Source organism: Bradyrhizobium sp. WSM3983, from assembly GCF_000473045.1.
GTDB lineage: Bacteria > Pseudomonadota > Alphaproteobacteria > Rhizobiales > Xanthobacteraceae > Bradyrhizobium.
On record NZ_AXAY01000032.1, the window covers coordinates 41,969 to 65,269 of the forward strand.

25 protein-coding genes are annotated in these 23,301 nt (G+C 64.5%); 17 read left to right on the plus strand and 8 right to left on the minus strand.

Translation table 11 applies throughout. The annotated features are described in order from the left end of the window. The first annotated feature begins 2 nt into the window (after nt 1–2). Nucleotides 3–575, plus strand: coding sequence for an invasion associated locus B family protein (locus YUA_RS0133420; protein ID WP_027534584.1), 573 nt, complete (start codon nt 3–5; stop codon nt 573–575). 47 nt (nt 576–622) lie between these two features. On the opposite strand, the gene YUA_RS0133425 is transcribed toward YUA_RS0133420, so the two are convergent. Then, nucleotides 623–1,246 (minus strand): response regulator transcription factor, encoded by a 624-nt coding sequence (locus YUA_RS0133425; RefSeq protein WP_027534585.1) that lies wholly within the window; start codon nt 1,244–1,246, stop codon nt 623–625. Nucleotides 1,247–1,553: 307 nt separating this feature from the next. On the opposite strand from YUA_RS0133425, the gene YUA_RS0133430 reads away from it, so the two are divergent. Beyond that, complete coding sequence (locus YUA_RS0133430; RefSeq protein ID WP_027534586.1) at nt 1,554–2,237, plus strand: helix-turn-helix domain-containing protein; 684 nt, start codon at nt 1,554–1,556, stop codon at nt 2,235–2,237. A gap of 1 nt (nt 2,238) precedes the next feature. On the opposite strand, the gene YUA_RS0133435 is transcribed toward YUA_RS0133430, so the two are convergent. Then, nucleotides 2,239–2,691, minus strand: a complete 453-nt coding sequence (locus tag YUA_RS0133435) for a potassium channel family protein (protein ID WP_027534587.1) — start codon at nt 2,689–2,691, stop codon at nt 2,239–2,241. A gap of 164 nt (nt 2,692–2,855) precedes the next feature. Between YUA_RS0133435 and YUA_RS0133440 the strand changes: the two genes are divergently transcribed. Both YUA_RS0133440 and YUA_RS0133445 read left to right on the plus strand, forming a co-directional pair. Beyond that, on the plus strand, nt 2,856–3,503 hold the full coding sequence (locus tag YUA_RS0133440; RefSeq protein ID WP_027534588.1) for a CoA transferase subunit A: 648 nt from the start codon (nt 2,856–2,858) through the stop codon (nt 3,501–3,503). A gap of 3 nt (nt 3,504–3,506) precedes the next feature. Next, nucleotides 3,507–4,157 (plus strand): 3-oxoacid CoA-transferase subunit B, encoded by a 651-nt coding sequence (locus tag YUA_RS0133445; protein ID WP_027534589.1) that lies wholly within the window; start codon nt 3,507–3,509, stop codon nt 4,155–4,157. Nucleotides 4,158–4,331: 174 nt separating this feature from the next. Here YUA_RS0133445 and fabI read toward each other — a convergent pair whose 3' ends face one another. The 5 genes from fabI to YUA_RS0133470 all read right to left on the minus strand — a co-directional run bounded on the left by fabI (nt 4,332) and on the right by YUA_RS0133470 (nt 10,723). Beyond that, nucleotides 4,332–5,120 (minus strand): enoyl-ACP reductase FabI, encoded by a 789-nt coding sequence (fabI, locus tag YUA_RS0133450; RefSeq protein WP_027534590.1) that lies wholly within the window; start codon nt 5,118–5,120, stop codon nt 4,332–4,334. Beyond that, entirely contained in the window at nt 5,117–6,331 is a 1,215-nt protein-coding gene (locus YUA_RS0133455) for an acetate/propionate family kinase (protein ID WP_027534591.1), read from the minus strand. Before YUA_RS0133455 ends, fabI begins: the two co-directional genes overlap by 4 nt. A gap of 4 nt (nt 6,332–6,335) precedes the next feature. Then, nucleotides 6,336–7,298, minus strand: a complete 963-nt coding sequence (locus YUA_RS0133460) for a phosphate acetyltransferase (protein ID WP_027534592.1) — start codon at nt 7,296–7,298, stop codon at nt 6,336–6,338. A 29-nt stretch (nt 7,299–7,327) separates the two neighbouring features. Further along, complete coding sequence (locus YUA_RS0133465; RefSeq protein ID WP_051383507.1) at nt 7,328–9,568, minus strand: DUF3141 domain-containing protein; 2,241 nt, start codon at nt 9,566–9,568, stop codon at nt 7,328–7,330. 63 nt (nt 9,569–9,631) lie between these two features. Further along, nucleotides 9,632–10,723 carry an AI-2E family transporter gene (locus YUA_RS0133470; protein ID WP_051383508.1) on the minus strand — a complete coding sequence of 364 codons (1,092 nt, stop codon included), beginning with the start codon at nt 10,721–10,723 and terminating at the stop codon, nt 9,632–9,634. 162 nt (nt 10,724–10,885) lie between these two features. Between YUA_RS0133470 and YUA_RS0133475 the strand changes: the two genes are divergently transcribed. The 4 genes from YUA_RS0133475 (at nt 10,886) to YUA_RS0133490 (ending at nt 12,595) form a co-directional block, all read left to right on the plus strand. Next, nucleotides 10,886–11,437: a GNAT family N-acetyltransferase gene (locus YUA_RS0133475; protein ID WP_027534595.1), complete on the plus strand. Its 552-nt coding sequence runs from the start codon at nt 10,886–10,888 to the stop codon at nt 11,435–11,437. 113 nt (nt 11,438–11,550) lie between these two features. Continuing rightward, complete coding sequence (locus tag YUA_RS51320; RefSeq protein ID WP_198029551.1) at nt 11,551–11,721, plus strand: hypothetical protein; 171 nt, start codon at nt 11,551–11,553, stop codon at nt 11,719–11,721. A gap of 237 nt (nt 11,722–11,958) precedes the next feature. Further along, nucleotides 11,959–12,201 carry a hypothetical protein gene (locus tag YUA_RS0133485; protein WP_027534596.1) on the plus strand — a complete coding sequence of 81 codons (243 nt, stop codon included), beginning with the start codon at nt 11,959–11,961 and terminating at the stop codon, nt 12,199–12,201. Between the two features lie 154 nt (nt 12,202–12,355). Continuing rightward, nucleotides 12,356–12,595 carry a hypothetical protein gene (locus tag YUA_RS0133490; RefSeq protein WP_027534597.1) on the plus strand — a complete coding sequence of 80 codons (240 nt, stop codon included), beginning with the start codon at nt 12,356–12,358 and terminating at the stop codon, nt 12,593–12,595. Between the two features lie 160 nt (nt 12,596–12,755). On the opposite strand, the gene YUA_RS0133495 is transcribed toward YUA_RS0133490, so the two are convergent. Next, nucleotides 12,756–13,676 (minus strand): LysR family transcriptional regulator, encoded by a 921-nt coding sequence (locus tag YUA_RS0133495; RefSeq protein WP_027534598.1) that lies wholly within the window; start codon nt 13,674–13,676, stop codon nt 12,756–12,758. 107 nt (nt 13,677–13,783) lie between these two features. Between YUA_RS0133495 and YUA_RS0133500 the strand changes: the two genes are divergently transcribed. The 9 genes from YUA_RS0133500 to YUA_RS0133540 all read left to right on the plus strand — a co-directional run bounded on the left by YUA_RS0133500 (nt 13,784) and on the right by YUA_RS0133540 (nt 23,259). Continuing rightward, a complete protein-coding gene (locus YUA_RS0133500) occupies nt 13,784–14,107 on the plus strand; it encodes a Dabb family protein (protein ID WP_027534599.1) in 324 nt (107 codons plus the stop codon). Then, nucleotides 14,104–15,183: a maleylacetate reductase gene (locus YUA_RS0133505; RefSeq protein ID WP_027534600.1), complete on the plus strand. Its 1,080-nt coding sequence runs from the start codon at nt 14,104–14,106 to the stop codon at nt 15,181–15,183. The genes YUA_RS0133500 and YUA_RS0133505 overlap by 4 nt, the downstream gene beginning before the upstream one ends. A 5-nt stretch (nt 15,184–15,188) precedes the next feature. Beyond that, complete coding sequence (locus YUA_RS0133510) at nt 15,189–16,553, plus strand: amidohydrolase family protein (RefSeq protein ID WP_027534601.1); 1,365 nt, start codon at nt 15,189–15,191, stop codon at nt 16,551–16,553. A gap of 20 nt (nt 16,554–16,573) precedes the next feature. Next, nucleotides 16,574–17,476 carry an NAD(P)-dependent oxidoreductase gene (locus YUA_RS0133515; RefSeq protein WP_027534602.1) on the plus strand — a complete coding sequence of 301 codons (903 nt, stop codon included), beginning with the start codon at nt 16,574–16,576 and terminating at the stop codon, nt 17,474–17,476. Between the two features lie 15 nt (nt 17,477–17,491). Further along, on the plus strand, nt 17,492–18,376 hold the full coding sequence (locus tag YUA_RS0133520; RefSeq protein WP_027534603.1) for an intradiol ring-cleavage dioxygenase: 885 nt from the start codon (nt 17,492–17,494) through the stop codon (nt 18,374–18,376). 63 nt (nt 18,377–18,439) lie between these two features. Further along, a complete protein-coding gene (locus tag YUA_RS0133525) occupies nt 18,440–19,831 on the plus strand; it encodes an FAD-linked oxidase C-terminal domain-containing protein (protein ID WP_027534604.1) in 1,392 nt (463 codons plus the stop codon). Continuing rightward, nucleotides 19,828–21,342: a sugar ABC transporter ATP-binding protein gene (locus tag YUA_RS0133530; RefSeq protein ID WP_027534605.1), complete on the plus strand. Its 1,515-nt coding sequence runs from the start codon at nt 19,828–19,830 to the stop codon at nt 21,340–21,342. The genes YUA_RS0133525 and YUA_RS0133530 overlap by 4 nt, the downstream gene beginning before the upstream one ends. Further along, nucleotides 21,335–22,285 (plus strand): ABC transporter permease, encoded by a 951-nt coding sequence (locus YUA_RS0133535; RefSeq protein WP_027534606.1) that lies wholly within the window; start codon nt 21,335–21,337, stop codon nt 22,283–22,285. The genes YUA_RS0133530 and YUA_RS0133535 overlap by 8 nt, the downstream gene beginning before the upstream one ends. After that, the gene (locus YUA_RS0133540) at nt 22,282–23,259 is read left to right on the plus strand and encodes an ABC transporter permease (protein ID WP_027534607.1); all 978 of its coding nucleotides are present in this window, start codon (nt 22,282–22,284) and stop codon (nt 23,257–23,259) included. The genes YUA_RS0133535 and YUA_RS0133540 overlap by 4 nt, the downstream gene beginning before the upstream one ends. The last annotated feature ends 42 nt before the right edge of the window (nt 23,260–23,301 follow it).

The window sequence follows — 23,301 nt, forward strand, 5'->3', positions numbered from 1 at the left end:
CCATGCCCAGCGCCCGTGATCATATCGCAGTCCTTCCTGCCATCGTCATCGCCGCGTTCACTGCATTGCCTTGTCTCGCCGCACAGGCCGATAAGCCTGCCGAAGTCGCAACACGCGGTCAGCGCGAGGCCAAGGACATCACCTATGGCGATTGGCAAAAGCTCTGCTTCAAGGCGGGCGGCGCGCCGACGCTGTGCCGGACCTCGATCACCGGTAAATTCCCGACAGGTCAGATGGCGGTGCGCGTGGACCTGATCGAGCGCGAAGGAGCTCCGACACCTCGGCTGCAACTCTTCGTGCCCGTCGGGATGTATCTGCAACAGCCGGCGAAGCTGACCGTCGACCAGGGCACGCCCGTCCGCGTGCCCTACAGCTGGTGCCTGACAAACACGTGCATCGCCGCCGACGTCGCCCCCGCAGCGATGGTCAAGCAGATGGAGTCCGGAAAGACGCTGACACTCGAGACCGTCGACTCCAATCTGCTGGCGCTGACGACATCGATACCGCTGGCCCAGTTCGCCTCGGCCCACAAGGGCGCACCGGCCAAGACGCTGGAGCAATATGTCGATGAATGAGCAGAACTGCGCGAGATCACATGGTCGCGGACCGCACCGCGCAACGGCTATAGGGTGCTAATGTCAAGCATTCCGAGCCGCTCCGCAACGGAAACCAGTTCTGCGAGCGAATGAACCTGCATCTTCTCCATGACCTGGTGCCGCTGCGCTTTCACGGTGCGCTCGGTCGTGCCATGCTCGTGCGCGACTTGTTTGTTGATCTTGCCGCGCACGATCATATCGAACACCTGTCGCTCGCGCTGAGTCAGCGTCGCGAGGCGCGTGCGGAACGTCTCGAGCTTGCCGCGTTGCGCATGCGCAGCATTCTGTCGCGCCAACGCGCGCTCGATTGCGTCGAGCAACTGCTCCGAGGAGACCGGCTTGGTCAAAAAATCTTCCGCGCCAGCCTTGATCGCCCGCACGGTGGTCGGCGTGTCGGCATGGCCGGTCAGGAAGATCACCGGCAGCGTCGAGCCCTTCGCGATCAGGCGGCCCTGCAAGTCGGGTCCGCTCAATCCCGGAATCCTTACGTCGAGCAAAATGCATCCCGGCTGCGCGTCGTCGGGGTCGGCGTCGAGCAAATCTTCAGCGGTCGCATAGGTCGCGACATCATAGCCCGCCAGCTTCAGCCGGCGCTCGATCGCTGTCCGGAACGAAGCGTCGTCATCAACCACATGAACCAGACTGGGCACCCCTAACCTCTCGCCAGATCCACCAAGACTGGATGAAGTCCTCTACGTTCTGAGCGTCTAGTCAAACCGTTCGAAAATCGTCGCATGTGTTTCGAAACCGGATGCATTCCTCGCTTTGGCAGGCGCCTTCTCATTTTGCACAACGAACAGCGCCGATGTCCCTTGGTACTATGCACCTTAGGACAATGGATTGAAAGACAGCCTTGGCCGTAAATCAACCATGGCGGGAGTGGGATAGCGCGGCGCATTTCCCGCGAAGAGTATCAGTCTGACAGACCAATTCGGCGGTAACCTTGAGGAGTTGGCCATGTTCGTTCGCATCACGACGGATTCCACACCGCGCCCCAATTCCCTCCGTGACCTCGGAATGACCAGCGACTCAAATGCGCTCGTCAGTTTAAGCGAATTTTCCTATAGAAAGGGCACCGAGATCTACGGCGAGAAAGAGCCCGCCGAGTATGTCTATCAGGTCAGGGCCGGTGCAGTGCGAAGCTACAAGCTGCTGTCGGACGGCCGCAGGCAGATCGGCGCCTTTCATCTGGCTGGCGACATATTCGGCCTGGAGAACGGCTGGGAGCACCGCTTCACGGCGGAAGCAATCGTCGACACCCATGTGCGCCTGGTCAAGCGGCAAAGCCTCGAAATCGTGGCCGAGAGCGATGCCATGGTCGCCAAGAACCTGCTCAGCATGACCACGAACAATCTCCAGCACGCGGAAGACCACATGCTGCTACTCGGTCGCAAGACCTCGCTGGAGCGGGTCGCGGCATTCTTGCTCGAGATGGACAAGCGATTGACAGCCGCCGGCGTGATCGCGCTGCCGATGTCCCGACGCGATATCGCCGATTATCTCGGCCTCACGCTGGAGACTGTCTCCCGCGCGTTGTCGCGGCTGCATGAGCTCGGCATTCTCGGCTTCATCGGCAACACCCAGCGCCAGATCGTGCTGCTCGATCGGAACCAGCTCGCAAGCCTCGACCTGCAGCCCTGAGTTATCCTCTTCTTGGAATGACGTCGTCATTGATCAGCCCGACGTGGTCGAGTGTCTTGCGCAAGAACTCGAACAGGATCGCTGCTGACCAGCCGAACAGCAGCACACCGTTCATGGCGGTCAACGGGCCGATCAGCCGCCATTCGCGCACCGGCGTGATATCGCCATAGCCGAGCGTCGTATAATTGACGAAGGCGAAATAGAGCAGATCGCTGTCAGGCGGAGCGGCCTGAACGATGGCATACGTCCAGGCCCACACCAGGACTTCCAGCGCGTGCGCGGCCTGCAACACCGCCGCCGTTGCCATCATGACACCCACCAAATGCAATCGCGGCCGCACGACCTTCCGCAGCCCGGCGCTGCGCGCGATCCAGACCGCAACGACCGTCACCAGCGCGTGGATGCCGATATTGATCACGCTGACCAGCGCGCCGGCGAGCAACTGAAACAGCATCAGGACCAACCAGACCTCAATCGCACGTGACGGGGTAGGGCTCAGAGCGCGCAGCCGCACGTATCAGTCTCGCTATCGCGGATGACGAGAGCCTTGACGTAGATCAAGGGTACGACGCGACGGCTCTCCAACATGCAAGTGCCCGCCCGAGCAGGATCCTGACCATGAAGGCCATCTCCGTTGAGGAAGCCGTCGCAATGATCCCTGCCGGCGCGAGCATCATGGTCGGCGGCTTCATGGGCGTCGGCACGCCCGAACGTCTGCTCGACGAAGTCGTACGGCAGAAGAAGTCGGGATTGTCGCTGATCTGCAACGACGCATCCATGCCGGGAAAAGGTGTCGGAAAGCTGATCGACGCGGCATTGGTTTCTCGCCTGACCGCGACGCATATCGGGCTCAATCCGCGAGCGCAGCAACAGATGCTGGCGAACGAGATCGGTGTCGATCTGATCCCGCAGGGCACACTCGTCGAACGGATCCGTGCGGGCGGCTGCGGCCTCGGCGGTGTGCTGACGCCGACCGGCGTCGGCACACTGGTCGCGGAAGGCAAGCGCCAGATCGAGGTCGACGGCAAGCCGTTTCTGCTCGAGACGGCGCTGCGGGCACAATTCGCGCTGGTGCACGCCTTCCTTGCCGACTACCTCGGCAACCTCGCTTACGCGCTGACCGCGCGCAACTTCAACCCGATCATGGCAATGGCTGCCGACACGGTCATCGTCACGGCGGAGAACATCGTTCCCGTCGGGGTGATTGCGCCCGATCACATCATGACGCCGGCACCACTGGTCGATTATCTCATCACGAACGGGTAATCCATGGACCCGCAGATCATCATCGCCCGTCGCGTTGCCCGCGAGCTCCGCAACGGTAACCTCGTCAATCTCGGCATCGGAATTCCGACGCTGGTCGCGAATTACGTTCCGTCCGATCTCAAGGTCTTCTTCCAGTCAGAGAACGGGCTGATCGGCACCGGACCTGTTCCCGAGCAAGGCATGGCGCATCCAACGCTGACGGACGCCGGCGGCCGTCCGATCAGCGCGCTTCCGGGGGCGGCCACCTTCGACAGCGCGATGTCGTTCGGCCTGATCCGCGGCGGCCATGTCGACATCACCGTGCTCGGCGGCCTCCAGGTCGATGCGCATGGGCTCCTCGCCAACTGGATGATCCCCGGCAAGATGGTCCCGGGCATGGGCGGTGCGATGGATCTCGTCACCGGCGCCAAGCGGGTCATCGTCGCCATGCAGCACGCTGCCAAGGGCAAGTCGAAGATCGTCACCAAATGCACCCTGCCCTTGACATCGGTGCGGCCTGTGGACCTCGTCGTCACCGACCTGGCCGTGATCGGCTTTCCCGGCGGCAAAGCGACGTTGCTGGAAACCGCGCCCGGAATCGGCATCGCCGAGGTGCTCGCGGTGACGGAGGCCAATCTCATTGTCCGCGACGCGGTGCCGGAAATGTCGATCTGATGAGACATGTCGAAAACAACCCCATGCACGGTAGCCCGGGGCTTGGAGTCGCTAGGTTTTTCGACCAACGAAATTTCAGTCAGAAAAGCGATTGCTCCGTCGGGCAAAACACTGGCATGATGCCATGATCAGCCCCTCCGAGCCTGCCAGCCACGACAGCGGACGGCATCTCGCTCAATCGATGATGTGATAGCCGCCATCGATGTAGAGCACACCGCCGGTGATCAGCTTGGCGCCGTCGAGCGCGAGGAACGCGGTGGCGTTGCCGACATCATCGATGCTGACGAGGCTCCGCGACGGCGCCTTCGACTGTGCCTTGTCCATGAGCTCATCAAACTCGGGAATGCCTGACGCCGCACGCGTTGCCAGCGGCCCCGGCGAGATCGCGTGGACGCGAATGCCCTTCGGGCCGAGCTCGGCGGCGATATAGCGGACGGAGGCTTCAAGCGCGGCCTTTGCGACACCCATCACGTTGTAGTTCTCCACCACCATCTGGCTGCCGTAATAGGTCATCGTGAACAGCGTGCCGCCGTTTTTCATCAAAGGCTCGGCCAGATGCGCCATGCGCATGAACGACCAGCAGGAGACGTCCATGGTCTTGAGGAAGCCGTCGCGGCCAACGTCGACGACGCGGCCGTGCAAGGCCTCCTTGGGCGAGAAGGCAATGGAATGAAGCAGGAAATCGAGCTGCCCCCACTCCGATGCGATGCGTTCGAACACTTCCTCGGTCTGGCCTTCGACTATCACATCGAGCGGCATGAAGATCGGCGCCTCCAGCGCCTGGGCCAGCGGCTCGACGTGTTTCCTGGCGCGATCGTTCAGATAGGTCACCGCGAGATCGGCGCCGAGCGCACGAAACGCCCGCGCGCAGCCCCAGGCGATCGACTGGTCGTTGGCGATACCGACGATCAGGCCCTTCTTGCCCTTGAGGGCAACCTTGCTGTCCGGGAATACAGGGATCATGACACCCTCTCAGGCCGTGTGTTGTGGGATTGACCATTCATCAGCAGCGACAACGTGTGCTGCGCGATCATCAGTTCCTCGTCGGTCGGAATGACGTAGACGGGGATCCGGCTGCCGCTCCGCGAGATCAGCCGCGAATGGCGGGCGTTCTCGCCGGCATCGAGCGCGACACCGAGCCATCCGAGCTGCTCGGCGATGCTCGCGCGGATCGACGCCGAGTTCTCGCCGATCCCCGCGGTGAAGACGAAGGCGTCCAGGCCCTGCAAGGCCGCAGCCAGCATGCCGGCGTTGAGGCCAATGCGATAGACGAAATAATCGATCGCGAGCCGCGCGTGCGGGTCTGCGCTCGCCTCCAGCTCCCGCATGTCGTTGCTGACCCCGGAGAGGCCCTTCAGGCCGCATTCGCGGTAAAGGAAGTCCTGCACCCTGGCCGCCGACATGCCCTTTTCGGTGAGGAGATAGAGCACCACGCCGGGATCGATCTGCCCCGGCCGCGTTCCCATGGGCAGCCCGTCGAGCGCCGTAAAACCCATGGTGCTCTCGATGCTGCGCCCGTCCTTCAGCGCGCACATCGAAGCGCCGCTGCCGAGATGGGCAACGATCACACGCCCCTTGGCAATATCGGGCGCAACGCTCGGGAGCGTCCGTGCGACATATTCGTAGGATAGTCCGTGAAAGCCGTAGCGCCGCACGCCCTCGAGGTAAAGCTGGTGAGGAATGGCGTAGTGGTCGGCGACCAAATCGTGCGTGCGGTGGAACGCCGTGTCGAAGCACGCCACTTGAGGGAGTGTCGGAAAATTCGCAAGCAGCGAGCGGATCGGTGCGAGATTGTGCGGCTGGTGCAGCGGCGCGAGCGTCACAAAGCGTTCGAGACGGGACACGACGCCGTGGTCGATCAGGATCGGCCGGACATAGTCCGGACCGCCGTGCACGACGCGGTGGCCGACCGCGATCGGCGTGACCCGAAGTTCGTCCCTCAGCCAGTCGCCGGCTACAGCCATGGCGGCTGGCACGTCCGGCACGGCTTCGATCGGATAGGCGCGATCGGCCAGCGGATCACCGCTCGCGCCGCTGGCCCGCAAGCGCGGACGGCTGCCGATGCCATCCATCTGTCCCTTGATCTGGCGGCGGAGCGCACCGTCGCCCTCCGCTGAATAGACCTGAAACTTGACGCTGGAGGAGCCGGCGTTGACGACGAGGATCGTATCCATGGCATCACGCCGCCACCGTCGGCGCCTTCTGGCGCCGCGCGCGAGCATAAAGCGCAGCGACTGCGCAGGATGCCATCCGCGCTCGCGCCGAGTCCGCGCGCGAGGTCAGGACCACCGGCACCCGCGCGCCGAGCACGATGCCGGCACCATCCGCCTTGGCGAAATAAGCGAGGTTCTTGGCCAGCATGTTGCCGGATTCCAGATCTGGAACCACCAGGATTTGCGCGCGGCCGGCGACCTCGGACGCGATGCCCTTGATCCGCGCGGCCTCTGGATCGATGGCATTGTCGAACGCCAGGGGACCGTCGAGCAATCCGCCGATGATCTGGCCTCGATCCGCCATCTTGCACAGGGCAGCAGCCTCGATCGTCGACGGAATCTTCGAGGTCACCGTCTCGACGGCCGACAGGATCGCCACTCGCGGCGTCTGGCCGAATCCGGCCTGGTTGTAGAGGTCGATCGCGTTCTGGATGATGTCGCGCTTGGCGTCGAGATCGGGGAAGATGTTGACGGCGGCATCCGTGACAAAGATGGTTTCGGCATAGGCCGGCACGTCCATGACGAAGACATGGCTGATGCGCCGGTCAGTGCGCAGGCCGCTGGTCTTGGCGGTCACGGCGCGCATCAGTTCGTCGGTGTGCAGGCTGCCCTTCATCAGCAGTTCGCCCCGCGCAGCATGGATGAGCTCGACGCCCTTGGCCGCAGCGTCGTCGCTATGCGCGGCATCGACGATCTCGAAGCCGGACACGTCGAGATTGAACCTTGCGGCCGTGTCCTTGATCTTCCGCTCCGGCCCCACCAGGATCGGTCGGATGATGCCCGCACTGGCGCTATCGATGGCGCCGCGCAACGAGGTTTCGTCGCAGGGGTGGACGACGACGGTCGGCGTCGGCGGCGCGGCCCTCGCCGCCGCGATCAACCGATCGTATTTGCTGCCAGACTGGGCTTGCATCGTGTCGGCCGCCATCCTGTCACTCCCGCTTCCGCCAATGCGCGTTACGACGCTCTTGCCTTGGGGTCGAAAGGGGCGACGTTCGACGTCCACTCTCCCTCCCCGTCCAGGCCAAAGAGCCCGGCAACACGCTTCAGACGGTTGGCGCGCTCGCCGGTGATGTCCTCGCTCGCCGACAGCACTTCGCGCATCGCGGCGAAGGCCATGCGCCGCTGGTTCATGTCGTCAGGCAACAATTTGGGGATCGCCGCGAGCGCCGCCTCGCGGTCGAGCAGCAACATGAAGAACTGCTCGCGCACCAGCATCTTGAACTCGGCGAGCGTCATCCGGGGGCCGGCATGGTCACGCCGGACCTGGCGCAGCGCCTCGACGCTGCGCTCGTCGACCATGCCGCGCGCGGAGCCGACATAGAGCAGCGCGCGGAGCGTCGCCTCACGAAGACCGCCCTCCTCGATGTGCGACTTCAGCTCGGCAATTCGCTTCTCGAGCATGGCCTGATGCTCGGCCGACATCTCGCGCCGGCGCGACGGAGCCGAATTCGGGTCGATGCCGAGGGCAGCCTGAAGCACAGGCGAACCATAGATGTTGAGGAAGATGGTTTCGCTCAGCGCCTCCTGCGCGTCACGCCAGCTATCGAGCGCATGGACGATCTGCTTCGAGATCTGCTCCTGGAAGGCCAGGAACGGATTGTCCTTCGAGACCGGCCTGCGGTTGCCTTCGACACGATCGGCCGCCGACTTGACGGTGGACATCCAGGGATTTTTGCTGCTGAAGGCCTCATATTGCAGCCGCATCGGGTGCATGTCGCGCGCCCATTGCGCCAACTGCGGCGTCACCATGCCCTTCACCAGCGGCCGCAAGAATTTCTGATACGCCGCGAGATTGAGCTCGGAGACACGTTTGGCGGCGGCGAAGCGCCGCTCGTCCTCCGGCGAATTGCCGCCCATGGCGCGGATATCGTCGAGCGTCCGCGCCTCGCAGCGCATCACCCACTGGCCACTAGCGAGATCGGCATTGAGTGTCTCGTTGCCGCGCGCCTCGAACGTGGCTTCATAAAGCCCGGGCGGCAGCACATCGATCAGATCGATGTTGCTGGAGAACTCCGCATGTTCCTTCTTCGCCACGCCGCCGGAGACGAAGATTCCGAGATGGCCGATGCTGTCGTGAACGGTGTAGACGATGGTCTGGCCATAGGCCCTGATCTCGTCGACGTCGGAATAGGAATCCAGGATCCAGTCCAGTGCCTGCTGCGGCGGCGTGACGTTGTCGCCCTTGGAGCAGAACACCACGATCGGCGAGCGGATGTTGCGCAGATCGACCTTCTGTCCGTCCGACATCTCGATGCGGCCGGCGGCGAGATTGTTGCCGATGAACAGCTCGTCGACGATGAACTGAATCTCCTCGGCATTGAGGTTGACGTGCCCGCCCCACCAGCGCTCGAAATCGAGATAGCGCGCGGCTTCGGTGTCGACCTTGGAATAGACGTTGTATTGCTTGGTCCAGAGCGTGTTCGACGGGTTCTGGTTCTCGAAGTTCTGCACCAGCCAGGCGCCGTCGAACTTGCCGGCGCCGAGGTCGCTCGTCAGCGCCGTCAGCCAGCTTCCGCCCATCAGCCCGCCGGAATAGCGCATCGGATATTGGCCGTGCACGCCTGCCCAGTAGGCGAGCGGCGCACCGGCGATGATCAGGGGACCGAACAGTTCCGGCCGCAGCGATGCCAGCATCATGACGGCCCAGCCGGCCTGGCAATTGCCGATCACGCAGGGCTTGCCGTCGGCGTCGGGGTGACGGCTGATCACCGTCTCGAGGAATTTCGCCTCCGCGCGCGCGATGCGCTCGATGGTCTGGCCCGGCACCGGCTCGGGCAGGAACCCGATGAAATAGCAGGGATGTCCCGCCTTCATCGCGACACCGATCTCGCTATCCGCCTTGAACCCGCCGATGCCAGGGCCGTGGCCAGCACGCGGATCGATCACGACGAACGGCCGCCGGCTCATATCGATCTCGACATCGCGGGGCGGAATGATGCGCACCAGCGCGTAATTGACCGGTTCGTCCAGCGTACGACCGTCTGTGATTAATTCGGCAGCATATTGCAGCACATGCGGCGCGGTTTGAGCGACGTGCTCGCGATATTGGTCCCCCCGCTGGCGCATGATGTCCAGGAACAGCACACTGCGCTGTCCCGCATCGACCATGTATTCAACCGCGGATGAGACAAGGCCCGACATCGGGCCGCCGGGCAGTTTCACATTCTCCGTTGCCTTCAGATTCTCTGTCGCCATGTTCAACCTCGCCGTCGCCCATGGCCATTCAATGTGCACTGCAATCGCCGACGTTGATTTAGGTCAACGGTCGGCAACAATATCCGGCACCGGCGCCGCGCGCTCGATGCGGATCCAGGCAGCCGCGAGTTCCCAGGCGACGGCGAGGATGATCGGCCCGATGAACAGACCGATGATCCCATGCGCCAGTGTTCCGCCGATCACACCGACCAGAATCACGAGCGTCGGCGTGGTCAGCCCGCGTCCCATCACCAGCGGCTTCAAGATGTTATCGAGGACGCCGACGATGACGAAGAATATCGTCAGAGGCAGCGCCGTGGTCACGTCCTTGTCCATCCATATCCAGATGACGACGGGAATGAGGACGATGACGGCACCGATTTGCACGATCGAGAGCAGGAGAACGATGATAGCGAGCAGCCCCGCGCTCGGAATGGCAGCGAGCTTGAAGCCGATGCCGGCAAGCAGCGCCTGAATGATCGCCACCCCGATTATGCCCTGCGACACCGCACGGATGGTCGCGCCGGAGAGCTCGAGAAAATGCTCGCTCTGTTCAGGCACGATCCGGAACAGGAATCCGCGGATCGCGCCGGCGAGTTGCGGCCCGTACGGAAACAGGAGTCCAGCGACCAGCACCGACAGCAGGAACTGGAGCGTGCCGACGCCGGCGCTGCCGGCGAAGGACAGCATGATCCCGGCGAGCGGCTTCAGATATGGCGTCACCTCGCGCAGCACTGCGCGAACGTTGGTGTAGGCCAAATTCCAGAAATCGTAGAGCTGCGGGCCGATCAAGGGCCAGCTCTTGATCTGCTCCGGTGCTGCCCGAAGCGCAAGATCGCCGGTGCTGATCTGGCTTGCGATATCCCTGATACCGTCGACGGCACTCAAGCCCAGCCACGCCGCCGGGCCTATGACAATGCCGAGCATGACGACAGTGAGAATGGCCGCCGCAATGCGAGGGCTGCCGCCGAGACATTTGGCGAGCCAGCCGAAGACCGGATAGAACGCCACCGCGAGCACCGCGCTCCAGGTCAGGATCGGCACGAACGGCTTGATGATCAGGAACGTCCAGATGATCAGCAGCGCCAGCAATGCAAGCCGGATCACGAGCTGGACGACGGCGTCGGCGGGTAAAATGCTGCGAATTGTCTTCACGATCTGGGGCCTTTGCGTCGCAGAGGCAGTTCGCCGAGTGTAGCGGGCCCGTTCGCGCGGCAGGCTTGATCCAGATCAAGCCGTTGATCGCGGCCAACGCCCTGATCGGTCGATGCGGACGCCGGTCGGCACGTCCGCTTGGCAGCGCAGCGAGACCACTGCATGACTGACGCCGCGAGCTACATGCGCCATGAACAATTACGCGATGGCACGCCCGTCGAGATCCGGGCGCTCCGTCCCGACGACGAAGTCGGAATGCTCGCCGCGCTGGATCAGACCAGCGCGCAGTCGCGCCGGCGCCGCTTCTTCATACCGAAGCAGCATTTTTCAGACAGGGAGCGCGACTTCTTCATGGAGATTGATTTCGTGCATCATGCAGCGCTGGTGGCCTGCGTGGATGATGCGGGCCGCAGCAGCATCGTTGGCGGCGGCCGCTACGTGGTCGCAGAGCCCGGCCGCGCCGAGATGGCCTTCATGGTGATCGACGCCTGGCAGGGGCGCGGCATCGGCGCGACGATCGCGCGTCACCTCATCGTGCTCGCACGCAAGGCCGGACTGACGGAGCTGACCGCGGAGGTCCTGCCCGAGAACACGGCGATGCGCCGCGTGTTCAACCGGCTCGGCTTTGTGACCGCTCCAAAGCGGGATCCGGAGACGATCCATCTGGTGCTGAACCTCACTGGTTTACCGCAACCGGATGCTGCATCGCACTAATCGGTGCCAGGACGGGTCATCATCCTGTCCCCTGTTCCATGAGTCTTGCCCTAAAAAGCCAGAAGACAACGCGCCGGAAAGGTGTAGGATTCGCGAAAATCTGGAGGAGCGGCATGTTTGAAATCACCGGTTTCGACACGGCAGGCGTCGTCAACCTCAAGCGGGAGTCATTCGCCGCCGCCCTCAAGAAGGCCAGGGAGCTGATCCAGGACGGGTGCCGGGACGTTCAGATCGTCGATCCCAATGGCCGGGTCTACACTTCCTTTGAGGAACAGGCAGCCTAACCGCCCCGCCGATCTTTCCATCGCATCAACTCCGATCAGACGCATCCATGTTTTGTGATGCGCCAATCGTTGCGCCACGAATACAGATCGGCATCGCAAGCTAGATGGAAGCGCGCAAACAACGCTATTGCGGTGCCGCATGCCAAATCCCGACTCGCACATGCCACGCCGTTGCCAATCAACTCATTTGAGCGCACGCTCCCGCTGGGCACGCAGATGCCTCCCAGGGAGAAACACATGAAGGAACCGGGCCTGGATGGTCGCCACCGGGACAAGGATGGCGCGATCGGCAAGAAGCACGGCAACACGCTGGTCGGTACATTGCGCAAGATCTACGGGAAGGGTTTTGCGGCCGGTTATCCGGACACAGCCCAGCTCAGTGAGGTCTTGCTTCAATTGAACGAGACGTCGCTGAGCCAGTTGCGCCGCGATCACGACACCGGACATTTGGCGCACAAGATCGACCACGTCCCGAAGTAGCGGACTTCGCTCGACCTCATTCATGGCGCCGAAACGACCCCCGCAAGGCCCCCGCGCGGCCCGGACAGACTGCGCTATCGGTCGCCCTCCCCACATTTGCCGTTTGAGCCTTCCGAAACGGGGCGCTAGAATGAGCCTTTTACGGAGGCTCATTTTGAAACAGGTCATTATCATCGCAGCCGTCGCGCTGCTTGCCACGGCGCCCACCCGATCCCAGGGCCTGGTCGATCCCAGCAAGGTTGCTCCCGAATTCCGCGAAGCGGCCGAAAAGCGCCGCGCCGAGCAGATCCGTCAGCGCGAATGCGCCCTGAAGGCGGATATGGAGAAGGTGCTGCCGCGCGATCGAACCGTCTATCTCAATCACTGCCTGGACACGATGGCCGCGAAACAATAGCGCGCCATGCGAAACGGTCGGAAAGTCCGCAAAGAGCTGCGCGAGGCCGAGGCGGTCCGGCTCGTCGCCGCGCAGGAACCGCGTGTGGCGCCCCGGTCGCGGTCGTCGTCCGCCGAACGGGCGCGGTACGGGGCCGGACCGAGTAGACCCGGTCGGCCGTTTACGTCGCCTCGATCCAGATCCCGGCGTCAGAATGCGCGCGGATGTGGTCGACCAGAAAGTCCGAAAACACCCTGATCTTCGCCGGCAGCCGGACGCGGTTCTGGTAGGCCACGTTCATCGTCAGCAGCGGCAATTCCCAATCCGTCAGGACCGGCACGAGCTTGCCGGCCGCGATGTCGCTCTGCACGATGTAAAGCGGCTGGATCAGGATGCCGAGCCCTGCGCGCGCGGCGCCGCAGATGATCTGGCCATCATTGCTGTCAAGCGTCGGCGCGATCCGGACGGTCTGCGTCGTGCTGCCCTTGCTCAGGCGCAGCGAATAGGGATCGTTGGCGAGGTTGTAGACCAGCATGTCGTGACGCGCGAGATCGGCGGGATGCTCGGGGATACCGTGCGTCGCGAGATAGGATGGTGCTGCCGCCAGCACGCGGCGCATCTGTCCGATGCGGCGGATGATGATGTTGGAATCCGGCTCCTGCTCCCGCGTGCGGATCGCGACGTCGATGCCGGCCTCGATGAAATCAGGATAGCGGTTGGCAGCGATGATCTGGACGTCGAGCTTCGGATAGAGCTTGCGAAACGCCGGCAGCATCGGCGCCATGTAGATCATCGCAAAGGACAGCGAACTCGTGACGCGCAGCATGCCCTTGGGCGACAGCGCGCGATCGCTGACGGCGTCCTCGGCCTCCGCAAGCTCGTTCAAGAGCGTGCTGCAGCGCTGCAGCAGCTCCTGCCCGGCCTCGGTCAGCCACTGCCGGCGCGTGTTGCGCTCGATCAGCCGGACCGCGAGCCGCTCCTCCAGCGCGCTGAGATGCCGGCTCGCCGCGGCATTCGACATCCGTAACGTGTCGGCGGCCTTGGACAGGCTGCCGAGCTCGGCCGTCTTGGAGAACACCTCGAGCTGGAGAAGCCGGTCCATTCTTCCTCATAATGGAAAAGAGACTTACGATTTTTGACCTTTATTTCCGCTTTGCGCAAGGCAAAATGGCCCCAACAAGCAAGATCGCAGGCGAGGAAATTTTGGAAATGTCGGGTCCGATCAAGCACATCGTGATGTGGCGGCTGCGCGGCGAGACGGCCGCAGAGCGCTCGGCGGCCAGGTCCAAGGTCAAGACCCTGTTCGAGGGCCTCCGCGGCCTGATCGATGGCCTCACCCATATCGAGGTCGGGGTCGATGTCAGCGATGTCGATTATGCCTGCGACGTTGTCCTCGTCTCCGAGTTTACCGATCACGCGGCCCTGAAGGCCTACGCCACCCATCCGGAACATCTGCGGGTGCGGGCGGAGCTCGGCGACTTGCGGATCGGGCGCTTCCAGGTCGATTATCCCGTCAAAGAGACCGGCGCATGATCGGTTCGTTCACCTTTGAAAATCTGCCTTGCCGCGTGGTGTTCGGCAGCGGGACGCTGGGCGCGGCCAGGGCCGAGATCGAGCGCCTTGGCGGCAAGCGCGCGCTGGTGCTGACGACGCCGCAGCAGGAAGCGCAAGGCGCAGCACTCGGTGCGGCGCTCGGCCCGCTCTCAGCCGGTATCTTCGCCGGCGCCACGATGCACACGCCGGTCGAGGTGACCGAGCGCGCGATCGCGGCGATGAAGGCGTGCAATGCCGATTGCGTGGTCGCGCTCGGCGGCGGCTCCACGACCGGATTGGGCAAAGCGCTCGCGCTGCGCACCGGCGTCAACCAGCTCTGCATCCCCACCACCTATGCCGGGTCGGAAATGACCCCGATCCTCGGTCAGACCGAAAACGGCCTGAAGACCACGGTGCGCGATGTGGCCGTGCTGCCGGAGACGGTGATCTACGACGTCGACCTGACGATGACACTCCCGGTCGGCCTCACAGCCACCTCCGGCATCAACGCCATCGCGCATGCGGTGGAGGCGCTCTATGCGCGCGACACCAACCCTGTCACGTCGCTGATGGCGGAGGAAGGCATCCGCGCGCTGGCGCGTGCCCTGCCCGCGATTGCCGCCAAGCCCGACGATCGTGCGGCCCGCAGCGATGCGCTCTACGGCGCGTGGCTATGCGGTGTGTGCCTCGGCACCGTCGGCATGGCGCTGCATCACAAGCTCTGCCATACGCTCGGCGGCACTTTTGACCTCCCGCATGCCGAGACGCATACTATCGTGCTGCCGCATGCGCTGGCCTACAACGCACCGGCCGTGCCCGACGCGATGGCGCGGATCGCGCGCGCGATCGGTGCAGCCGATACGGCGCAGGGTCTCTACGATCTCGCCAAGCGATTAGGAGCCAAGGTCGCGCTGCGCGACATCGGCATGCCCGAGAGCGGCATCGACAAGGCGGCTGATCTCGCGGTCACCAACGCCTACTGGAATCCGCGCCCGCTCGAGCGCAACGCTATCCGCGACCTGATCGCGCGCGCCTGGGCCGGCGAGCCACCGGTCGCAACCCAAGCGGCGGCGTGACCGAGATGAAGCGCACCCTCATCCAGTCGGCGACGATCATCAGCATGGACGACCGCATCGGCGATCTCCGTGTCGGCGATGTGCTGGTGGAGAACGGGCGGATCGCCGAGGTGCGTCCCGGCATTGAAGCCGCTGATGCCGAGACCGTCGACGGTCGGGGACGCATCGTCATCCCAGGGCTGATCAACGCGCATATGCACACCTGGCAGACGGCGCTGCGCGGGTATGCTGCGAACTGGACGCTGCTCGAATATTTCCGCCGCATGCATGCCGGGCTCGCGACCCTGTTCGCCCCCGACGACGTCTACATCGCCTCCCTCGTCGGCGCGCTGAACCAGATCAATTGCGGCGCCACCACGCTGGTCGACTGGTGCCACAACAATCCGACGCCTGCTCATACCGACGCCGCCGTGCGCGGCCTGATCGAGAGCGGCATCCGTGCCGCCTTCTTCCATGGCTCGCCAAAGCCCGAGCCGAAGCCGGGCGAGCCGCACTTCTCGGAGGTGCCGCATCCTCGCCGCGAGGTCGAGCGGCTGCTGGCGGGCCCCCTCGCCGACCGCGACGGCCTGGTCACTCTCGGGCTTGCCATTCTCGGTCCGCATTATTCGACGCTCGACGTGTGCTTGCATGACTTTCGTCTGGCGCGGCAGCTTGGCCTGATCGCCTCGATGCATCAGGGTGGCGGGCCGGCGAAAACTCCCGGCGGCTGGGAGAAGCTGATCGAGGCCGGCCTCGTCGGCCCCCACGTCAACATCGTCCATGGCAACGATCTGCCCGATGATCTCCTGCAGAAGCTAATCGACCTCGGCGTCACCTTCTCGGTGACACCCGAGAACGAGATGATCCAGGGCCACGGCTTTCCGATCACCGGACGGCTGCTCGAGCGCGGCGTCCGCCCCACCATCGGCATCGATCTGGAGTCCGTGCTGGCCGGCGACCTCTTTTCCGCGGCGCGCGTTGCGCTGTCGATGCAGCGCGCGCTCGACAATGCGGAGATGCGCAAGAGCCAGGGCACGATCCCGGCGACGACCACGATTCCCGCGCGTGAGGCGCTGGCCTGGATCACCACCGAAGGCGCCCGCATGCTCGGCCGCGAGAGCCAGATCGGCTCGCTGACGCCTGGCAAACTCGCCGATCTCGTCGTCATCAACGCCGACGATCTCAACCTCTTCCCGGTCCACGATCCCGTCGCCACCGTGGTGATGCAGACGAGCCTCGCCAATATCGAGTCGGTGATGATCGGAGGCCGCTGGAAGAAGCGGAACGGACAATTGCTGACGGACGGGCTCGACCGGAAGAAGGAACTGCTCTCCCAATCCGGCCAGCGGCTGGTGCGGGGCATCGAACGACAAGGGCACGCCGCGAGGTAGCGGCCAACGGACAACAAGAAATGACTGATACAAGCAAACAGGTCGCCTTCATCGGCATCGGCAAGATGGGCCTGCCGATGTCGATTCTCGTCGCCAAGGCTGGCTTCAGCGTCACCGCATTCGACCAGAGCGCGGCGCGGCTGAACGAGGCACGCAAGCACGGTATCGCTGTCGCAAGCTCAGCGGCCGAGGCCGTCAACGGCCGGCCCGTGGTCATCACGTCGCTCCCCGACGACGCCGCCTTGCGCGCGGTGATGCTCGGCCCGAGCGGGCTGATCGGCGCGATGGCGCCGCAGGCAGTGCTGATCGAAACCAGCACGGTCAGCGCCGAAGCCTCGACCGAAGTCGATGCCGCCGCACAGGCCCGTGGAATCGCCTATCTGCGGGCGCCGGTCTCCGGCAATGCCAGCATCGTCCACACCGGCGCGCTGAGCTGCTTCGTGTCCGGCCCCAAGGACGCCTTCGAGAGCGCCAAACCGCTGTTTGCGAGTTTTACCCGCGCACAGACCTATCTCGGCGCGAGCGAGGAAGCCCGCTACGCCAAGCTTGCGGTCAACCTCATGATCGCGGTCTCGGCGGCGATGATGGCCGAGAGCCTGGCGCTGGCGCGCAAGGGCGGGATCGGCTGGCAGGACATTTTGAAAGTGCTGGACGAGAGCGCGGTCGCCTCCCCCATGGTGAAGTACAAGACCGCGCCGCTGCGCACCCGCGACTTCGAGTCCAGCTTCTCCTGCAAGCAGATGGCCAAGGACCTCGATCTCATCCTCGGCGCCGGCCATGCCGTCGGCGTGCCGCTCCAGCTCGCCGCCCAGGTGCGCGAAACCTACGGCGCGCTGGTCGCGCAAGGCGACGGCGAGACCGACTTCATCGCGACCGTCAAGCATCTCGAACGGCTGTCCGGCCTTGGCGAGCCCAAACTCTGACCGACGGAGGCGAATTTGCGTAATTTCAGCGAGACCAACATCACCGACGCCGTGCTCGAGCGCATCGCCGGCGCGGCCGATCCCCGGATCAAGCAGGTCAGCGAAGCCCTGGTGCGCCATCTCCACGCCTTCGTGCGCGAGATCCGGCCAACCCAGAAGGAATGGGAATACGGCATCGACTTCCTGACCCGCACCGGCCACATGTGCGACGACAAGCGGCAGGAGTTCATCCTGCTGTCGGACACGCTCGGCGTCTCCATGCTGGTCGACGCGATCAACCATCCGGTGCCCGAAGGCGCGACCGAGACCACCGTGCTCGGCCCGTTCTTCGTCCAGGCCGCGCCCGAGAAGCAGCACGGCGACGATATCTCAGGCCCCATGGAAGGCGATCCCATGATCGTCACCGGCTCGGTCTCGACGGTCGACGGCAAGCCGCTCGCGGGCGCCGTGGTCGATGTCTGGCACTCCGACAATGACGGCTATTACGACGTGCAGCAGCTCGACGAGATCGGCGATCTCGCGATGCGCGCCCGCTTCCACACCGACGCCAACGGCCGCTTTCATTTCTGGTCGATCAAGCCCGCGGCCTATCCGATCCCGCATGACGGCCCGGTCGGCGAGATGCTGGAGGCGCAGGGCCGTCATCCCTGGCGTCCGGCGCATGTGCATTTCATGATTTCGGCGCCGGGATTCGAGCAGCTCGTGACGCATGTGTTCGTCGCCGGCGACAAATATCTCGACAGCGACGTGGTGTTCGGCGTCAAGGACAGCCTGGTCCACGACTTCGTGCACTGCCCGGCCGGCCGTGCGCCGGATGGCCGGATGGTGGATGCCGCCTACTATCACCTCAATTATGATTTCGGCCTGAAGCAGGCCGCAAGTAACGCGCAGGCAGCGTAAGCCGAACGTCGGATCGACGGACTGACAATAGTCCGCGACAAGGATGGACGACAGGGAGAGACGATGGGACCGCGGGTCAGCAGTGCCGCTTTGGCTGAACGCCTTACAGGCGTGATCGGTCCGCGCGCGACCACCGCGCGCGGCGTGCTCGATCAGCATGGCCAGAGCGAGTCCTATTATCGTGCCCTGCCCCCCGACATCGTCGTGTTTCCGGAGACCACTGCGGAAGTCGCCGAAATCGTCAAGCTCTGCGCCGGCGCAAACATGCCGATCGTGCCGTTCGGCGCCGGCACCTCGCTCGAAGGCAATGCGTCCGCGATCGCAGGCGGCGTCTGCATCGACTTCGCGCGCATGAACAAGGTGCTGACGGTCCACGACAGCGACATGAATGTCGTGGTCCAGCCCGGCATCACCCGCAAGCAGCTCAATGCAGAGCTGCGCGGCACCGGACTTTTCTTTCCGATCGATCCCGGCGCGGATGCCTCGATTGGCGGCATGACGTCGACGCGCGCCTCCGGCACCATGGCGGTGCGGTACGGCACCATGAAGGACAACGTCATGGCGCTCGAAGTCGTGCTGGCCGACGGTCGCGTGATCCGCACTGCCCGGCGCGCCCGCAAATCCGCGGCAGGCTACGATCTGACACGGCTGTTCGTCGGCGCCGAAGGCACGCTCGGAATCATCACCGAGATCACGCTGAAACTGCATCCGCTGCCGCAGGCGATTTCGGCCGCGGTGTGCAGCTTCGACGCCCTGCACAACGCGGTCGATACCGCGATCGGCATCATCCAGGCGGCCATTCCGGTGGCGCGCGTCGAGCTGCTTGACGACGTCATGATCCGCGGGATCAACGCCTACGCCAAGCTCGGCTATCGCGAGGCGCCGACGCTGTTCTTTGAATTCCACGGATCGGAGAGCGCCGTTGCCGAGCAAGCCGAGCTGGCCCAGGCAATCGCCGCCGAGCATGGCGGCCGCGGTTTCGAATGGGCCAAGGCGCCGGAGGACCGCAGCCGGCTCTGGCACGCCCGCGACAACACGCTCTATGCCGGCCTCGGCCTCCGGCCCGGCGCGCGGGCCGTCATCACCGACGTCTGCGTGCCGATCTCGCGGCTCGCCGAATGCCTGACCGACACGCGCCGCGACGCCGACGAGCACGGCTTCACCGCGCCCATCGTCGGCCATGTCGGCGACGGCAATTTCCACATGCTGATCCTGGTCGATCCCGCCAAGCCGGAAGAGATCGACGGTGCCAAGGCGCTGCAGGCCCGCATGGTCGCCCGTGCCATCGCGATGGACGGCACCTGCACCGGCGAGCACGGCATCGGGCTCGGCAAGATCGATTATCTCACCGATGAGCTCGGCGAAGCCGTCGACATCATGCGGTCGATCAAGACCGCGCTCGATCCGGAAGGCCTGATGAACCCCGGCAAGATATTTGCGGGAGCGCGGTCATGAACACCCCCGACGAGACCACCGCGACGCCGCTGCTCGAGCTGCGCGGCATCAGCAAGACATTTCCGGGCGTCAAGGCGCTCGACGACGTGTCCTTTGCGCTCTATGCCGGCGAAGTCCACATGCTGCTCGGCGAGAACGGCGCGGGCAAGTCGAGCCTGATGAAGGTGCTGTGCGGCGCCTACAGCGCCGACGCAGGCGAGTTCTTTTACAAAGGCGAGAAGGTCACGATCGCCTCGACGGCGGACGCGCAGAAGCTCGGCATTGCCGTGATCTTCCAGGAATTCTCGCTCGTCCCCTATCTCGACATCGCCCAGAACATCTTCCTGGGCCGCGAGCCGAAGGGTCGCATCCCCGGCACCATCGACCGCCGCAAGATCCTGGCTGACGCCAAGCGCCTGCTCGACACGATCGGCTTCGACATCGATCCGTCCGTCGTCGTCAACACGCTCGGCGTCGCCCAGCAGCAGATGGTCGAGATCGCAAAAGCCATCAGCCAGAACGCGCGCATCCTGGTCATGGACGAGCCGACCGCCGCGCTGTCCGATCGCGAGACCGAGCTCTTGTTCGCGCTGATCGCGCGGCTGAAGGCCGATGGCGTCTCGATCGTCTACATCTCGCACCGCATGGCCGAGGTGTTTGCGCTCGGCGACCGCATCACGGTCCTGCGCGACGGCCGCCGCATCGACGGCGTTCGCCCGGCCGACGTCACGCCCGACCAGCTCGTCCGAATGATGGTCGGTCGCACCGTCGACATGACCTATCCGCGCAATTTTGCCGACAAGCCCGGCGAAGTGCTGCTTCACGTCAAGGGCCTGACCTCGCCGAGCGGAATCTCCGACATCAACATCGAGGTCCGCCGCGGCGAGATCGTCGGCCTCTGCGGCCTGGTCGGATCCGGCCGCACCGAGGTGGCGCGCGCGATCTTCGGCGCTGATCCGGTCGCCGCGGGCGAGATCATGTTCGACGGCAAGCCGATCTCCGGCGAGCCCGACATCGCCGCCCGCCGCGGCATCGCGCTGATCCCGGAGAGCCGCAAGAGCGAGGGTCTCGCGTTGCTGCGTTCGGTCGGCGACAATCTCGTGGTCTCGGCGCTGCGAAAGCTGTTCCCGAGCGGGCTGTTCGATCCGCGCAGCGGCCAGCGCACCGCCGACGGACTGATCCGGCAGCTCCGCATCGCCACCCCGAGCGCACGCCAGACCGTCGGCCTGCTCTCAGGCGGCAACCAGCAGAAGGTCGTGATCGGCAAATGGCTGGCGGCCGGTGCGAAGCTCTTCATCTTCGACGAGCCGACGCGCGGCATCGACGTCGGCGCCAAGTCCGAGATCTTTGCGCTGATCGACCGGCTGGTCGCCGAAGGCGCGGCGGCTCTGATGATCTCCTCCGAGCAGGTCGAGATCTGCCATGTCTGCGACCGCGCCTATGTGATGCGCGAGGGCCGCGTCGCCGGACATCTGACGCGCAACGAGCTGACCGAGGAGAACATCGTGCGATTGGGGATGCATCATGCGTGAGACCGCGGTCGTATCTCAACCCAATCCGCTGCAGCGCATTCCCGGCGTCGCCATCGTGCTCGCCGCACTGATCGTTCTGTTCGGTGCGATCGCGCCCGGTTTCCTGACCCCGGCCAACCTGTCCAACGTGCTGGTGCAGTCGACCATCCTGACCATGCTGGCGCTGCCGATGACGCTGATCATCATGACCGAGGGGCTCGACCTCTCGATGGGCGCGGTGCTGACGCTGACCTCGCTCTGCGTCGCCATCGTCTCGCTCGCGACCAAGTCGATGCTGCTCGGTCTCGGCGCCGGCGTCTTGGTCGGCGCGGCCTTCGGCACCGTCAATGGCTGGCTGGTCGCGATTTTGGGCATCCCGCCCTTCGTGGCGACGCTCGGCACGCTGGGCATGGCGCAGGGCCTGTCGCTGATCGTCTCCGACGGCCAGAGCGTGGTCGGCATTCCCCACAGCGTCCGGGACATCTACTCGGCGACGCTGCTTGGCATCCCCCTGCCGATCGTGGTGGCGCTCGCGACTTACGCAGCATTTCACGGCCTGCTCTATCACACCCGCTTCGGCAGCTACGTGTTCGCGCTCGGCGGCAATCGCGAGGCGCTCAGATATGCCGGTCTCTCGCCCAACAAGCTGCTGATCGCGGTCTACGCGCTCGGCGGCACCATGGCCGGCGTCGCAGGCCTCTTGATGACCGCCCGGATGAATTCGGGGCACCCGACCGCGGGGCTCGGGCTCGAATTCGATGCGATCGCGGCTGTCGCGGTCGGCGGCACCTCGTTCGAACGCGGCAATGGCTGGCTGCTCGGCACGCTCCTTGGCGTCATCGCCGTCGGCGTGCTGCGCAACGGGTTGAACCTGATCTCGCTGCCCTCCTCGGTGCAGGTCGCAAGCGTTGGCGTCCTCGTCATCGTCGCGCTGTTCCTCGACGGCCTCAGGAGCCGCGCATGACCGACATCACCAAGGAGGCCTTGTCGCCGCCACGTTCGTTCCTGTCCCAGGACGCGATCCAGCTGTTCTACCGCCTGCTCGCGGTTTTCCTGATCTGCGCTGTGCTGGCGGTGCTGAACGATTCCTTCCTCAGCCTCGGCAACATCCTCAACGTCCTGCGCCAGGCGAGCCTCACCTTCTTCATCGCCTCGGGCCTGACGCTGGTGGTGCTCACCGCCGGCCTCGATCTCTCGGTCGGCGCCAATGTCGCCTTGTCCGCCTGCATCGCCGGGACGGTGATCCACACCACGGGATCGCCCGTGCTCGGTATCCTGACCGGACTTGCCTGTGGTGGCATCGTCGGACTCCTCAACGGCATCATGGTGACGGCGCTGCGCATCCCCTCCTTCATCGCCACCTACGGCATGCTCTGGGTGCTAAACGGCCTGACCTATTGGTACATGGCGGGCGAGACGCTGCACGGTTTCCCGGCGGGCTTCCGCCAGATCGGCAGCGGCTATCTGTTCGGGCTGCCGATCCCGGTCTATCTGCTGCTGGTGTTCCTCGGGATCGGAACGCTGTTTGCCCAGCGCACGATCTGGGGCCAGGAAATCTATGCGATCGGCGCCAATCCGGTCGCCGCCCGCCTCTCCGGCATTCCGGTCACGCGGCGGCTTCTGCTGGTCTATGCGGTGTCCGGCACGATGGCCGGGCTCGCCTCGATCATCTTCCTGTCGCGGTTGAATTCCGCCGAGGCCGACATCGGCGAAAGCCTGACCTTGCCGGCGATCGCGGCGGTGCTGATCGGCGGCACCTCGCTGTTCGGCGGCGTCGGCACCGTGTTTGGCACCTTCGTCGGCGCGCTGATCCTGACGCTGGTGCTGAATGGCATGAACCTGCTCTCGGTCAGTGCCAATTGGCAGCCGCTGGTCACCGGCATCATCGTCATTCTCGCGGTCTGGCTCGACATGAAGACCCGCCGCCGCGCGCAATGAAGCTCTCAAGTAATCCAACAAATCAAAATGGGGATGGAGACG